Genomic DNA, 15,013 nt, shown 5'->3' on the forward strand with positions numbered 1-15,013 from the left:
TAAATGTATAAGCTTCTCAGCGAACTAGAAGTCGCCAGCGCCCGCTAGATGGCCGCCGTCTACAACGAGAGTTGTTCCCGTAATATAGGAGGCTTCGTCGGAAGCGAGGAATAGAAAAGCGTTGGCGGTCTCTTCAATGGTACCCATACGCCGCATCGGTGTTCGACTTGTTATGTTCAATGTTTCTTCCTTATTCGCTTTCAGCTCCCGGTCAAGCGGTGTATCAATAAAGCCTGGTGCTACTGCGTTTACGCGGATGCCGTGAGGAGCGAGGTCGACGGCCATGGACTGTGTGAGAAGTACGACTCCACCCTTAGAAGAGTTGTAGTGGGCCAGCATACCGCTTCCCGCCAAGCCATTCTTGGAAGCCATGTTCACGAAGCTGCCTGATCTGCCCTCTTGAATCATTCGTTTGCTAAGTATTTGACTTAGTAGGAACGTAGCGTTTAGATTAATATCTATGATTTTCGTCCAACGCTCGTAAGGGATATCGATGAATTTCTCGCGAACTGCAATTCCCGCATTGTTAATGACAATGTCTATGCCTCCAAGCAGGCTCCATGCGCTTGCAGTTGCCCCTTCAATATTAGCAGGGTTTGCTAAGTCGCATAGGATAGACTCAACTTTAGAGGGGGATGCAGGGTTGATTTCCTTCGCTTGTTGTCGTAATTGTTCGACGGAATTTGCCAGCTCCTCTTCGCGGACATCCAATATGACGATATGAGCTCCTTCTTGAATAAATCGGGATGCGATGCCTAATCCGATACCACGAGCTCCGCCTGTAATTAATGCTGTTTTACCTTTTAATCTAGACATTTGAATTCCTCCGCGGCATAATGATTTAGTATGTTGAATTAAAATTATGATTTTAATATAGAAGTATAAAGGAAGCGTTGTCAATCTAATTATGATTGGGAGTGAATAATCTTGTCATCTGTTTTGTTGAACGATGTGAGAAGTGAACGGCTTGTACAAGATACGCTACAGCTTGTGAGCATACCAAGCCCGACAGGAGACACCCGGGAAGTGGCTAGCCTCTATGAGCGTCTTCTCCAAGAAGTAGGATGTAAGGTAGAGCGGTTCGAGCTAATTAAGAATAATCCAACGCTAGTCGCGACCTATGGCGGAGAGCTCCCAGGAAAAACGATTATTTTCAACGGACATATGGACACTGTAACGCTAGCCCATGAGCCTGCTTCCCTTCGAGACGGTCGGATCTACGGCAGAGGCGCATGTGATATGAAGGGATCACTTGCCTGCATCTTAGAAGTGCTTAGAGTTTTGAGGGATAACGAGGTTAAGCTGCATGGTCGAATAATAATTATTGCAAATAGCTTACATGAAAGTCCAGGTGGTCGGGGCGAGGATCTTATCGCATTGGCTGAGCGACTGAAGCTGAAGGCGGATATTGCGATTGTAATGGAAGGCGCAACAACAGAATGCACGGTCGCTCAATTCGGCTCTGCTACCTTCCAGATTACAATCAGCAGAGAGGGAGAGCCCAGCCATCAATTGTATACACCTCCTCATACGGCACATCCGATTCATGTTGCATCGGAAATTATCCAGCTTCTGCAATCATTAAACATAGAGCTAGAGAAGGATTATGTAGAGGATATCGGTTATGCGTCCTATTTTATTGGCTCCGTCCATAGCGGGCAATTCTATAATCAACATCCGAAGAAAGCGGAGATAGTCGGCGTGAGACGGTACAGTCCACAGACTACATTTGCCGAGGTGGAGAAGGAATTTAGGACGAATTTGGACCGGATTGCCAATGAGCATGGAGTCGAGATCACACTGGATCTGGAAAAGGTTCGAGATGGTTACCGTCTAGACAAAAGTAATCCAGCCATCGAGGTTCTCGTTCAAGCCATTCAAGAAGTCAGAGGGATATCCGTCCCGCTAGTCGGCAAAAAGCTGGTAACAGATGCGGGCATTATTGCGAATGACTTCGGAACTCCTGCGTTATGCCATGGTCCGGATCAACGAAGCGCTCATGGTGATGTGGAATATGTAGAAATAAAAGAGCTAGAATTGGCGACGAAAGTATACTTGGAGTTTATTGCTCTTTATATGAAAGAATAGAAAGAGTTATTGTGAATGACGTAAATAGATGATCGCTATGGCAACTTGCTGTAGCGGTCTTTTCTATATAGAGGAAACTGTTTCCGCTTGAAGTAAATGCTATGCTTGTAGTAAACGGATGTACATGAATGTAAAAACAAGTGTATAGAGAAGTAGTGCTCACCCCTATATAATTCAACTAAATCACTTTTATGTTGTGAATGGGAGAGGGATATTCCAGTGTTGAAACCATTTGGTGTACAAATCGTCGAAGGGCCACAGCATTGGGCTGTCGTACAGCAACACCGAGGCTATGGAGATATTTATCTGAAGGGCATTAGCTCCACAAAGCTTGAAATAACGGCGGATCATGCTCTTGTTTATGCTCGGGTTGTTAGTGAGGATGGAAGCGGAGCTGTTCTTCCTTGGACGCTTTGCCTTATGGGTGATGGCTTGGAGTGGAGCGTGACACTTCAGGCTATTCCTGCTGGGGGCTTATATCGAATTGAAACCTGCTTGCGATTGGATGATGATCAGCCTATGGAGCTGGCAACCCGGGGCGATATGATTCACCATGTTGCTGTCGGTGATATATGGGTAATTGCGGGACAAAGCAACGCTGCAGGTTACGGAAGAGGACCAGTTAACGATCCTCCTGAGATGGGCATTCACTTGCTACGGCACAGTGGAAAATGGGATTTAGCTACACACCCATTCAATGAGTCTACAAACACTGTTCAAGGTTTAAATGGAGAGCCTGTAAATCCAGGTCATTCGCCTTATCTTGCTTTTGCAAGGCTGATTAAGAAAGAGACGGGCATGCCCATTGGATTTTTGCAAACTGCGCTAGGGGGTTCACCTCTTGAAAGATGGGATCCTGATCAAGATGGCGATTTATACCGGAATATGATGAATGTTATTGAATCGGCTGGAGAAAAGGTACGAGGAATTCTATGGTATCAGGGCTGCAGTGATTGCGATAGTGAGAATGCTCCTACCTATCTTGAAAGATTTACTCGTGTCGTTAATCACTGGAGAGAAGATCTTGGTGATGATGCTCTACCTATTCTGACGGTTCAGTTAAATCGGTATGCCGAGTATTCGGGAGGGGAAGAAGGAAATCGCTGCTGGGGTATCGTACGTAATGCTCAGCGGTTGGCGGCAAAGCAGCTCGAACAATTGTATGTCGTTCCCGCGCTCGATTGTCCGCTTTCGGATATTATTCATAATAGTCCAGCAGGCAACTTAATTATTGGCGAGCGACTGGCAAGGACGGCGTTAGCTAATCTATATGGGAAAGAGATGCCGCATCAAGCGCCTGATATCACCAATGCTTCTATTAGCACTGTGACGTCGGACGGGAGAGCAACCCTTTTACTTGAATTTTCAAATGTGGCTGGTGAGCTGTTTGCAATGGGTCCTGGGGAAATTGTTTTTTCAATCGATGATGACCTAGGCTTAATGCCAATTACGAGCTGGACAACTCGGACTGGAGGTCGGGTGGAGCTTGAGCTGCCTAGACCAATAGAAGGTACGGCTGTCGTCCATGGAGCATTTGAAGCCAATCCAGCTGCAGCGCTTCCCATTGACACGGGGACCTATTTGCCTATGCTTTCCTTCTATAACTTTACGATTCAGTAAATCAAATTGCATCAGCTACTTGCGGAGGTTATTTTAATGTCGAGCTACTCGTACATGCTGCGTTTTGTATTGCAGCCTGATCATTTAGAACAGCAGCGTCTTGAAGAGTTGGTTGAATTCTGTCAGCAGGGCAGAGTCGATGATGTTATGTTTTTTATAGATCCGTTAAATCTCCGTCATATTACCTTGGAAGAAGCTAAGCCTTGGATGGAAATGATCGGGAGAGCGAAGAGATTGTTAGAGCCGATGGGCGTAACAACCTCAATCAATCCCTTAAATACGTTATTGCATGATTCTGCCTATAATTCCTTACTAGAAGGCCAAAGCTTTCGTTTAATGGTTGATCCCTACGGAAATCAAGCAACAACTGTCGTATGCCCGCTTTGTCCGGAATGGCGTAAATATATTACTGAAATATATGCTTATTATGCTACACTGCAGCCATATTCGTTGTGGGTAGAGGATGATTTTCGCCTTCACAACCACAGTCCTTTAGTTTGGGGAGGTTGTTTCTGCGAGGACCACATGCGTGAATATGCTCGCCAAGCGGGTGTGGAATCACTAGAACGGCAGGATTTTGTTCGGGGTCTTCTAGCGAGCGGCGATCCGCATGAATACCGACGTATATGGCTGGATTCATGTCGGCAAGTCATGGTGGAATTAGCGGAAGCTATCGGCGAAGCCGTACATCAAGTGTCGCCAAATACCCGTATTGGCTTAATGACGAGTGTTCCAAGTGTACATGCTGCAGAAGCACGAGACTGGCATGGGATTATGAAAGCTTTTGACGGGAAGCAGTCTGCGATCGTTAGGCCTCATCTACCTGCTTACATGGAAACTAGTGGAATTCATTATTCTTGGGAGTTTAATGGCACATCGCGTTTGACCGCTGCCTTCCTTCCCGAGTACACGGAGATGTTCCCGGAAATTGAGAATGTTCCCTATACCTCTTATTCCAAATCCAAAGCCTTTCAGAAGTATCAGGTAGAAACAGCATTACTACTCGGGAGCCGAGGGATCACGCTAAATATAATAGATATGGTGGGGAATGGCTTATATCCTGAAGAACAGGCGACGAGCTGGTTAAGTGAGGAAAAGGACTTCTTGAATGCCGTTGCTTCACTAAGCTTGCATACTAAAAATATGACGGGCGTGCAGGTACTCGTGAGCGAACGATCTTCATACCATTTGCATACTAAAAGCGACAATTCTATGGAAGCGCTCTATCCCCAGGAAACATTCTGGGCTAGCCTGCTTTCAGCTTATGGCGTAGCTAACACCTATGCGGTGGAATGGCCCGAAAGCGGTGGCGTGATCGCGTTATCCGGACAGATATTGCGCAAATACGATGAGTCTCAAATACGCGAGCTGTTTGAATCTCACGTTGTTTTGTTGGAAGGCGATGCTGTTCATACTCTATATGCGATGGGGCTGGGTTCATTATGCGGAGTCACGCAAGCGGTATGGCGTGAAGCGCAAACGATTGAACAAATTATAAATAAGCACGAATATTCAGGTATTAAAGAAGGGCGTATGAGACCTTATCTAGTCTCAGGTCGTTATTTAGACCTGCAATATGAGCCAGGCACCGTAGATATCATTTCACAAATTGCAAATGTTCGAGGGGAAGCGCTCTGTCCGGGAATGACCATAGTGAATGGGCGAATTTTTATTTTACCTTATGGACAGGATGGGTTTCAGGGATTGCTTAACCCAATTCGTCGTGCAGTGCTTCAGGAAACAATAGGAATGCTAGGTTTAGCCAAGCCGTTAATGATTACCAGCTATGCTCCTCACTTAAGTGTATATGAGTTCCGGGCAGGTAATCGACAATCGATAGCCATAGCAAATCATTCATTAGATGATATTGAGGGAATAGAGCTTAGCGGAACAGATTTAACAGACGATAGCTGGAAGTTACTTAGCCGACATGAGCCTCTGGGTCAACAGATGGCTTTGCAGAGCATAGGAGACCGAACCGCCATTAATGCTAGATTTCCTGCCTTGACATTAACTGTGCTGCACAGACAAAAGCAGATTTAGCTATCTTTATGTAAACAAATGTACATGAATGTCAAATCTAGTGTATAGAGCGAGCCGACAACAGCCTTTATAATTAAATTACGAGAGGTATTTGATATATAACATTACACAAAATGTAATTTTTATGTTGAATATTTTCTCCGGCATAAACGTCCTTCCGCCAAGCTAAGGAAGGCGAAAGTAGTTCGAGGTAGTAAATCTCAGCGCTAACAAAAATGACAGGGGGATTTCAGAATGAAGCGAATGAGTAGATTGGTGTTATCCTGTGTTCTGATTGTGGTGTTGGCAGTTGTATCAGCTTGTAGTAGCAACAATTCTAATGAAGGGGCAACTACCCCGGCTACCGAAAGTGGCGCAGCAGTGTCTGGGCCGGTGGAAATAACGATGGCTCGTGAGAGCGAAGCTGACGTTAAATACCTTCCTGGCGAATCGATCGATAAAAACTCAGTATCCGATGCCATTGAGAGAGATCTAGGAATTAAGATTAAGAATGTTTGGGTGGCTGAGACTGCGCAATATGAGCAAAAGACGCAAATGAGCATCTCATCCAACAACATTCCTGACCTGATGGCCGTTACAATGGCACAGCTGCAGCAACTTATCGAGGCGGATATGATTATGGATCTGACTGATGTCTATGAGAAAAATGCTAGCGCTGAGACAAAGGCTTATCTGACCGGAGACGGTGGCAAACAGATAGAATCGGCAAAGTTCGAAGGAAAGCTGATGGCTATCCCGCAAACTAATGGGCCTTACGGCGCTTCTACGCAAGTATGGATTAGAAGAGACTGGCTCAAGCAGCTAAATCTGCCGGAACCAAAAACAATGCAGGACGTTCTGGCTATTGCTGAAGCATTTGCTAAAAAGGATCCAGGCGGCACCGGAAAATCCTATGCATTGCCACTCACGAAGGATTTGCTTAAGGATGTTACTTTCGATATGAGAGGATTCTTTAACAGCTACCACGCCTATCCTACACAATGGATTAAGGATAGCTCCGGAAAGCTTGTCAGTGGTGATATCCAGCCGGAAATGAAGCAAGCCTTGAAGCAATTGCAGGATATGTATAAAGATGGACAGATTGATCCTGAATTCGCGGTTAAGGATTTGGTAAAGGAAAATGAGCTGTTAGCTACGAACAAAATCGGTGTTGTATATGGGCCATTCTGGCTTAGTGCCTATCCGTTGCTAGGTAATGCAGTAAAGGATGGCAAGCTAGTTCAAGATTGGTGGCCGTACCCGATCACATCTATTGACGATAAGCCTGCGAAATCACAAATCGAGCTAGGCGTTCAGAAATATTACGTTGTATCCAAAAATAGCAAAAATTCTGAAGCGGTAATTAAGCTATTGAACAAGTGGGTTCAGGCCTACACGAATCCTACTGAAACAGATAAAGTGTATTTCCTGCAAAATGAAGAAGCAGTAAGCTACTGGAAGCTTAGCCCAATCCGCGTAACCTCCCAAACGGAAACGATATTGCTCGGGGACACTGTTCCTAAGGCGGTATTGGCGAAGGATCCCTCCACGCTTACAGGAGTTGAGGCACCTAACCGCTACGGGAAAATTATGAAGTATTTGGATGGAGAAGTAGGAGAGTGGGCGGAATACCCGATTTCTGGACCAGACGGCGCATTCTCTATCATGTACGACTATTTGCAAAAGGATCTCTATCATTTCAATGAGTTTTATGGCTCGCCAGGAACTAACATGATGGAAAAGAGACCAGTTCTAGAAGCGAAGATGAGCGAGGTTTTCATTAAAATCATTATGAATCAGGTGTCGATCGATGAATTCGATAAATTCGTCGTTGAATGGAAAAAGCTTGGCGGCGACGCTATCACGGCGGAAGTTAATGAATGGTACGCGAGTGCTTCCAAGTAATAGGAATGGAGGAAGGGGAACTGCAGCTAGCGCGATCCCCTTCCGTTTTTAAGAACTTTTGGGAGGTTCCATGAAATGACCATCAAGAGATTTACCAAAGAGTGGCCCCTTCATTTACTGTTAATACCTGGAGTCCTTATTGCCTTTGTTTTCAGCTATGTCCCCATGGCGGGGATATCCATAGCCTTCGAAAGATTTATCCCTACACGAGGAATATTTAACTCCCCATGGGTAGGATGGAATAACTTCAAGCTAATGATGGACTATCCGGGCATTGATCGCATTATGTTGAATACGATCTACATTGCTGTTATGAAAATCATTGGTGGTCTCCTGGTACCGATTACCGTTGCTATTTTGCTGAATGAAATACGTAAAGAGGTATTTAAACGGACGGTTCAAACACTCGTTTACTTGCCTCATTTTTTATCCTGGGTGCTGCTTGGCGGTATTCTAATTGATATTTTGTCTCCGTCATCCGGCATAATTAACCAATTCCTTGGTTGGTTCGGCATCAAGCCTATTTTCTTCCTAGGAAGCAATTCCTGGTTTCCTTATACTCTTGTTATCTCTGACGTCTGGAAGGAATTTGGCTTCAGCACCATTGTATATTTGGCAGCTCTCACAAGTATTAATCCATCGCTATATGAAGCTTCCGAGATGGACGGCGCTGGTCGTTGGAAGCAAACGTGGCATGTTACTTTACCTGGTATGCTCCCTATTATTGTCCTTATGGCTACATTAAGTGTCGGTAATATCCTGAATGCAGGATTCGAGCAAATCTTTAATTTATACGGGCCGGCCGTATATGAAAGCGGCGATATTCTGGATACCTTCGTATATCGTATGGGCTTCGAGCAGGTTCATTATGGCTTGGCAACGGCTGTAGGTTTATTAAAATCTGTCGTATCTCTCGTTCTGTTATCTATGTCATATGCGATGGCTTACCGTTTTGCAGGATATCGCATTTTTTGAGAAAGGAGCATGACTTTGAATTCACGAATATCCACAGGCAGAAGAACGTTTATTATTTTTAATTACACCTTTTTGGCTCTTCTTTCCTTGCTGTGCATATTCCCGTTAATGCATATGCTCGCTTTGTCATTCAGCTCCGGTGCAGCTGCTGCAGCAGGAAAGGTTGGCCTATGGCCAGTGGAATTTAATACGGCTGCTTACCGAAATATATTAAACAAGCCTGAATACTTAACTGCTTTTGGAGTATCAGTGCAGAGACTAGTCCTTGGAACGCTGATTAGCTTAACCGTTACTATCATTACAGCATTTCCGTTATCGAAGGAGAATAATGCCTTTCAGTTCAGAACTCTGTATGCGTGGTTTTTCGTATTTACAATTCTCTTCAGCGGTGGATTAGTCCCATGGTTCATGACCATTCAGAAGCTTGGACTAATGGATTCTATCTGGGCGCTTGTACTGCCTAGTGCGCTGTCCGTGTTTAATGTTATTTTGCTGCTTAACTTTTATCGAGGCTTGCCTAAGGAGCTGGATGAATCCGCGAGAATAGATGGAGCGGGCCATTTCAGGGTGCTGTGGAGTATCATCGTACCCTTGTCTAAGCCGGCACTCGCGACGGTTGGTTTGTTCACAATGGTTGCGCATTGGAACAGTTGGTTTGACGGGCTTGTGCTGATGAATCGGCCAGAGAATTATCCCTTGCAGTCTTTCCTGCAAACAATCGTTATCCAGAAGGATATGAGATTTATAAGTGCGGAGAATGTAGAACTGCTCAAGCTGATATCGGATAGAACGAGCGCAGCAGCACAGATTTTCGTTGCTACCGTCCCCATTCTGGTTGTGTATCCGTTCCTGCAGCGCTTTTTTATTAAGGGAATCGTGTTAGGAAGCGTTAAAGAGTAGGAAGTACGATTTAACAGCCTGCCTCATTGGCTTGTATGATAAAGTGTTAATACATCGTGTAAACACTTCATTCAAGCAGGAGGAAAGTCATGGAGATTCCGAACATGTCCAAGTGGAACCGACCAACGATATTCGTTAAATTGATGCTTACTTTCATAGCCGTATTGGCACCGTTATACTTGCTTACTTTGGTCATTAACAACAAGGGCGCACAGAGCACCCATAAGGAAATATCACAGTCGCTTGCGGGGCGTAATGATTTTTACCTGAAAACGCTGGAAATGGAAGTCGAACGGGTTGTGCGTATGCTTCCGGAATATGTGGCTGATAAGGATTTAATTGCTTTAAGCACGACCGGAGACAGCATGAGCGATTACGAGAAAATAGACAACATTAGAGCCATCCAGCGACGCATCAACCTGATTAAATATAACAGTATCTACTTCAAGGAAGTTAGGACTTATATTCCATTGATTCAGAGAACCATTCTGAGCTCAACATTCGAGACGTCTATTAATGAAGAAGAGTTTAATGCACTTAAGCTCAAGAAAGATGATATACAAGAAAGCCCTTTAATTTACTGGAACGGGCGACTGTTTATTAGCATGCAATATCCCGCGGTTGCAAATCGTAGAGCACTGTTTGCAGTGGGTGTGGAAATATCAGTCGATAAGCTTAGGAATACGTTAAGCGAGGTTATAAGTATTCCAGAAGGGAATGCGGCTATCTTAAATTTCACTCAGGATTGGACTATCTCGAATGAAAAGAACACATCGATGATAACGACACTTCGTAGCCATTTGACCGAGAAAGTGAAGGGCGGGCAAGTTGCAGGATACGATACGCTTAAATTCAATCAGATACCTTATCTCGTCTCCTATACGTATTCCAACGAGCTGGAGTCTTATTTAGTAAGCTATGTCCCGGAAAGCCATGTCACTGGACCGATTAGCAAATATCAATATTGGATATTAGGCGTCTCTGGCTTATCGGTCTTTATCGTTCTCTTCTTCTCGATGTCTATATTCCGGATGATCCATCGCCCGCTTAAGGAGCTGATCGGCGCTTTCAAACGAATGCGGACAGGGGATATTGTGCAGATCAAGCATACTCAGCAACGACATGATGAATTTGGTTATTTATACCGAGCATACAATGAAACCGCCGTTCATCTAAAAACGTTAATACAGGAAAATTATGAGCAGAAAATTCATAGCCAGCGCTCTGAGCTCAAAAGATTGCAATCGCAAATTAATCCCCACTTCTTATATAACTGCTTTTTTGTTCTATGCCGTTTAATTAAGTCGGAGGATTTGGAGCTTGCTTACCGGTTTTGCCAATACGTCGGAGACTATTTTCAATTCATAACCCGGGACGATTCGGATCAGATCTCGCTTGCGACGGAAATTAAACATGTTCAGACCTATGTAGATATACAGAAGGTTTGCTACGGGGAAAGAATTCAGGTTGAATTCGATATGCTGGATCCTGCAATTGAGAAGTTCAGGGTGCCTCGATTAATCTTCCAACCGATAGTTGAGAACATATATAAACACGCGGTTGCTAAAATGATCAATGGCGGAAACATATGGATTCATATGGAACAAGCCGCTGGGGATTTGACTATCTATATGGAGGACAGTGGGGATAGCCTGACGGCAATGGACATAGAGAAGCTCAATAATAGGCTAAGCATGTCGGCCTATCATATCGAGGATACGACGGGAATTATTAACGTGCACCGGCGTATTCAAATTATGTGCGGCCCCGATTACGGTCTTACGATGTCTAGATCGAAGTTGGGCGGCCTACGGGTCGAAATTCGTTTATCCTTAATGGAAGGGGAGGATTAACGCATGTATAGACTATTGATAGTAGACGACCTGCCGATTATTACGGATGGACTTGCCGAGCTGTTTCAGCTGGACCCGAATTTGCAATTGGAAGTGTACAAAGCCTATTCAGGCACTGAAGCACTAGGACTCTTAAAGAAGCATCGCATTGATATCGTGCTATCTGATATTCTGATGCCTGGCATGGATGGCATTGAGCTACTGAGAGAAATTCGCAGCAATTGGCCAGCCTGCAAGGTAATTCTGTTAACTAGCTATAGTGATTTCAGCTATGTACAAAGCGCGCTTTCCTTAGGTGGATTGGAATATATTCTGAAGACGGAGAGCGACGATAAAATCGTTCAGGCAGTTGAGAAGGCGATGCTAACTCTCGATAAGGAGAATGATGCTAGAAGGCTGATTGAGAAAGCTGAAATTCATATGAAGCTGGCCCTGCCGACGCTACAGAAGGAATATTTATGGTCGCTGCTGCAAGGGAAGAAGGTTGAGCAGTCATTGCTGGCCGAGCATTTTGCCAATATTCAGCTGCCCTTCCGGGCTAGCGATTGTGTGTTCTTATTGATCTGTCGGGTGGATGATTGGAATGAAATCACGAAGGCACCCGACAAATCATTGATCATATATGCAGTGCAGAATATCGTCGAGGAGTTATTATCGGAATCCACTCAGTTGATATCGCTAGTGCATGAATCCTCGAAAATCATTTGGATTTTGCAGCCTCAATCCTCGGCACCCGATGAATTGGATAAAACCCTCCACTTTGTTAATGGGATGCTGGAGATGATTCAGAGCAAATGCTTGAGCCTATTGAAGCTGTCAGTTTCGTTCGTGCTCGGCAGTAGGGAGGCAGCTTGGTCGGAGCTAGCAGATAGATTCCACTCGCTGAAATATTTACTAGTACGCGGACTGGGAGGTCGTAAGGGTACCTTGTTGACGGATGTTATTCGATCATCGGGTGATGTGGGACATTCCAATGCCGGCAATAACACCATCCTCGGAATTAAAAAGGGAAGCTATCAGCTTCAGAGCAAGGTTCCGCTCTTATTAAGCAGTTTGGAAAATGGCAGCGAGGAGGAGTTTTACCGGTTATACGAGGAGCTCGCACCGATTTTCTCTGATGATCACGTTCCCCGATTGCAGAAGATGGAGCTGTATCATGCGCTATCCTATGTATTTCTGACCTTCGTCAATAAATACGACCTTGAAAGCGAGCTTGGAGAGCAGATCGAATGGAGTAAGCTTGTCCTATTTAATGATCAGGTTTCCTGGCAGGAATGGAATGCCTACTTCTTGCACTTAGCTTCACTGATTATTGCTTGGAACATGGAAGAGCAGGAGCAAAGTACTCATGAGGTTGTAAAGAAGGTGCACGACTTTATAGAGAGTCATATTTCCGCGGACATATCCCTTATCCATCTGGCGGATCATGTGAATTTGAATCCTTCTTATTTGTCGAGATTGTATAAGCAAATTACCGGAAACGGCTTGTCCGACTATTTAACGGAATATAGAGATCGCAAAGCTAAAGAAATGCTCAAAAAAAGCAATTTGAAGGTACATGAGATTGCAGCCCAATTAGGCTACAATTCCTCACATGCTTTTATCCGGTTTTTCAAAAAGCAAAATCGTGTGACTCCTCAGGAATATAGGGAACAGTGGGGGCTATTAGGGATTTAAATGGAGGTTATCATGCCATGAATAGTAAGGATGAGACGTTGAATTGTATTTATGTCATCAGCGGTGGACAGCAACCGATATTGTTCGCCGCTGAGGAGCTAAGCAAATATTTATCCGTCCTGTCAGGGCGGGAGATTGCGGTCCAGCAGTCGGAAGGATATGACGAGGAACAGCAAGGAATCTGGATCGGACTCAGGCATGATCTTCCGGAGGTTCAAGACATTCACTGGCCTGAAAATGGGGAACAGGAGGATACGATCTGGATTGATGTAGAAAGCGGGAGGGGAACTCTCTCTGGATCGAATTGTAGGAGCATCCTATTTTCTGTCTATCGCTATTTAACCCAATTGGGCTGCAGGTGGGTGAGACCGGGCCCGGAAGGGGAGAGTATACCTAGAGTTGACCTAATGACTAGATCGGTCAAAGTGATGGAGTCTGCTTCTTATCGACATAGAGGGATTTGTATTGAAGGCGCGGTCAGCTTGGAAAATGTGACCGATATGATCGAATGGATGCCAAAGATAGGGTTTAACGGGTATCTCATTCAGTTCAGAGAAGCTTATGTTTTCTTTGAACGCTGGTATGAGCACTTGAGCAATCCGCTGAAGACATCAGACAAAAATCTTGAAGTAGCGACCACGGTATCGCATGTAGAGACGATAGCTGCGGAGATTAAGAAAAGAGGCCTGGATTATCACGCTGTCGGACACGGTTGGACATGTATGGCATTTGGCATTCCTGGACTAGGGTGGGACAAGGTAGAGTGGGAGGAAGATCCCGAAGTCACCCCTTATCTGGCACAAATAGATGGAAAGCGCGAGCTATGGAAGGGGGTACCGCTGGATACGGAGCTATGCTATTCGAACGTGAAAACAAGAAGCATGATGATTAGGGAAATTGCACAGTTTGCCACTGAGCATCCAGAAATTGATAAGCTTCACGTTTGGCTGTCCGATGGACATAACAATCAATGCGAATGTGAGAATTGCGTCGTTGCCTCTCCGTCCGATTGGTACGTTCTCATGATGAACGAGTTGGATGCTGAACTAACGGAACGAAAGCTGGATACTGTCATCGTATTCCTGCTCTATCAGGAATTACTGTGGGCACCACTTAGCGAAAGATTTAACCATTCGGATCGTTTTATTATGATGTTTGCTCCAATTACACGTACTTACCGCGATTCGTTTGCGAATGCTGGAGATTTGCCTGCCATTCCACCATTTCATAGAAATAGAATGGAATTCCCTCTCACTATTGAAGAGAATGTATCTTACTTGGTTGATTGGCAACACATCTTCTCGGGAGATGCTTTTGACTTCGATTATCACTTTATGTGGGCCCATCAGAAGGATCCTGGTCAAGTCAGCATTTCCAAAGTTCTTCACGAGGACATTCAGCATTTGCATCAGATCGGATTGCGCGGCTATATGAGCTGTCAGGTTCAGAGATCATTTTTTCCGAATGGTCTTGGCCTTACAACGATGGGAAGAACGCTATGGAATCGCAATTTGAGCTTTGAGGAAATATCTGAGGATTATTACATGAGCGCATACGGTAGAGATGGGGTTAATTGTCGGAATTATATGACATCTCTATCGGAGCTTTATGATTTTCTTGATCTGGAAAAGGTTTCGAACCGCATTCAAGTGGCTGATGATGTTTTTACACAAATTTACGAGCTTATCGGACAATTCGAGCCTGTTATTGAAAGAAACCTCGGCCTTTCGGATCAATGCCATTCCGTTTCTTGGCATTATATGCGCCATCATAAAGACATTTGGCTTGATATGACGAGAGCGCTGGAGCTTCTATACAAGGGAAAGGTTGAGGAAGCAAAAGCATATTGGCAAGCTATACGATTGCGGCTTTGGGAGAAAGAGGATCAGGTCCAACCTGTTCTTGACGTGTTCAATTTTGTGTTAGTATTCGATGGAATTTTTGTCGGTTAAAAATCGAAAAAGATTATTGGA

General features: G+C 44.7%; 10 protein-coding genes. 9 read left to right on the plus strand and 1 reads right to left on the minus strand.

Features of this window, described 5'->3' with window-relative positions; translation table 11 throughout:
• Positions 1 to 24 precede the first annotated feature (24 nt).
• On the minus strand, positions 25 to 816 hold the full coding sequence (locus KCTCHS21_RS11185) for an SDR family NAD(P)-dependent oxidoreductase (RefSeq protein WP_130607721.1): 792 nt from the start codon (positions 814 to 816) through the stop codon (positions 25 to 27).
• A gap of 111 nt (positions 817 to 927) precedes the next feature.
• Here KCTCHS21_RS11185 and KCTCHS21_RS11190 point away from each other — a divergent pair, with 111 nt between their 5' ends.
• From KCTCHS21_RS11190 to KCTCHS21_RS11230, 9 genes are all read left to right on the plus strand, one after another.
• Positions 928 to 2,088, plus strand: coding sequence for a M20 family metallopeptidase (locus KCTCHS21_RS11190; RefSeq protein ID WP_130607723.1), 1,161 nt, complete (start codon positions 928 to 930; stop codon positions 2,086 to 2,088).
• 219 nt (positions 2,089 to 2,307) lie between these two features.
• The gene (locus KCTCHS21_RS11195) at positions 2,308 to 3,708 is read left to right on the plus strand and encodes a sialate O-acetylesterase (RefSeq protein WP_130607725.1); all 1,401 of its coding nucleotides are present in this window, start codon (positions 2,308 to 2,310) and stop codon (positions 3,706 to 3,708) included.
• A gap of 54 nt (positions 3,709 to 3,762) precedes the next feature.
• A complete protein-coding gene (locus tag KCTCHS21_RS11200) occupies positions 3,763 to 5,751 on the plus strand; it encodes a hypothetical protein (RefSeq protein ID WP_130607727.1) in 1,989 nt (662 codons plus the stop codon).
• Positions 5,752 to 5,985: 234 nt separating this feature from the next.
• Complete coding sequence (locus KCTCHS21_RS11205; protein ID WP_130607729.1) at positions 5,986 to 7,635, plus strand: extracellular solute-binding protein; 1,650 nt, start codon at positions 5,986 to 5,988, stop codon at positions 7,633 to 7,635.
• Positions 7,636 to 7,710: 75 nt separating this feature from the next.
• Entirely contained in the window at positions 7,711 to 8,610 is a 900-nt protein-coding gene (locus KCTCHS21_RS11210; protein ID WP_130607731.1) for an ABC transporter permease, read from the plus strand.
• Positions 8,611 to 8,619: 9 nt separating this feature from the next.
• Complete coding sequence (locus KCTCHS21_RS11215; RefSeq protein ID WP_170211427.1) at positions 8,620 to 9,510, plus strand: carbohydrate ABC transporter permease; 891 nt, start codon at positions 8,620 to 8,622, stop codon at positions 9,508 to 9,510.
• An 89-nt stretch (positions 9,511 to 9,599) separates the two neighbouring features.
• Positions 9,600 to 11,363: a sensor histidine kinase gene (locus KCTCHS21_RS11220; protein WP_130607735.1), complete on the plus strand. Its 1,764-nt coding sequence runs from the start codon at positions 9,600 to 9,602 to the stop codon at positions 11,361 to 11,363.
• Between the two features lie 3 nt (positions 11,364 to 11,366).
• The gene (locus KCTCHS21_RS11225; RefSeq protein WP_130607737.1) at positions 11,367 to 13,040 is read left to right on the plus strand and encodes a response regulator; all 1,674 of its coding nucleotides are present in this window, start codon (positions 11,367 to 11,369) and stop codon (positions 13,038 to 13,040) included.
• A gap of 17 nt (positions 13,041 to 13,057) precedes the next feature.
• The gene (locus KCTCHS21_RS11230; RefSeq protein WP_130607739.1) at positions 13,058 to 14,992 is read left to right on the plus strand and encodes a DUF4838 domain-containing protein; all 1,935 of its coding nucleotides are present in this window, start codon (positions 13,058 to 13,060) and stop codon (positions 14,990 to 14,992) included.
• Positions 14,993 to 15,013: the final 21 nt, after the last annotated feature.

It is taken from the genome of Cohnella abietis (assembly GCF_004295585.1).
GTDB classification, from domain to species: Bacteria; Bacillota; Bacilli; order Paenibacillales; family Paenibacillaceae; genus Cohnella; species Cohnella abietis.

Bases quoted from the DNA above. Each gene is read 5' to 3' on its own strand.
- KCTCHS21_RS11220 (WP_130607735.1), top strand. From the start codon at position 9,600: ATGGAGATTCCGAACATGTCCAAGTGGAACCGACCAACGATATTCGTT.
- KCTCHS21_RS11205 (WP_130607729.1), top strand. From the start codon at position 5,986: ATGAAGCGAATGAGTAGATTGGTGTTATCCTGTGTTCTGATTGTGGTG.
- KCTCHS21_RS11215 (WP_170211427.1), top strand. From the start codon at position 8,620: ATGACTTTGAATTCACGAATATCCACAGGCAGAAGAACGTTTATTATT.
- KCTCHS21_RS11230 (WP_130607739.1), top strand. From the start codon at position 13,058: ATGAATAGTAAGGATGAGACGTTGAATTGTATTTATGTCATCAGCGGT.
- KCTCHS21_RS11225 (WP_130607737.1), top strand. From the start codon at position 11,367: ATGTATAGACTATTGATAGTAGACGACCTGCCGATTATTACGGATGGA.
- KCTCHS21_RS11210 (WP_130607731.1), top strand. From the start codon at position 7,711: ATGACCATCAAGAGATTTACCAAAGAGTGGCCCCTTCATTTACTGTTA.
- KCTCHS21_RS11200 (WP_130607727.1), top strand. From the start codon at position 3,763: ATGCTGCGTTTTGTATTGCAGCCTGATCATTTAGAACAGCAGCGTCTT.
- KCTCHS21_RS11185 (WP_130607721.1), bottom strand. From the start codon at position 816: ATGTCTAGATTAAAAGGTAAAACAGCATTAATTACAGGCGGAGCTCGT.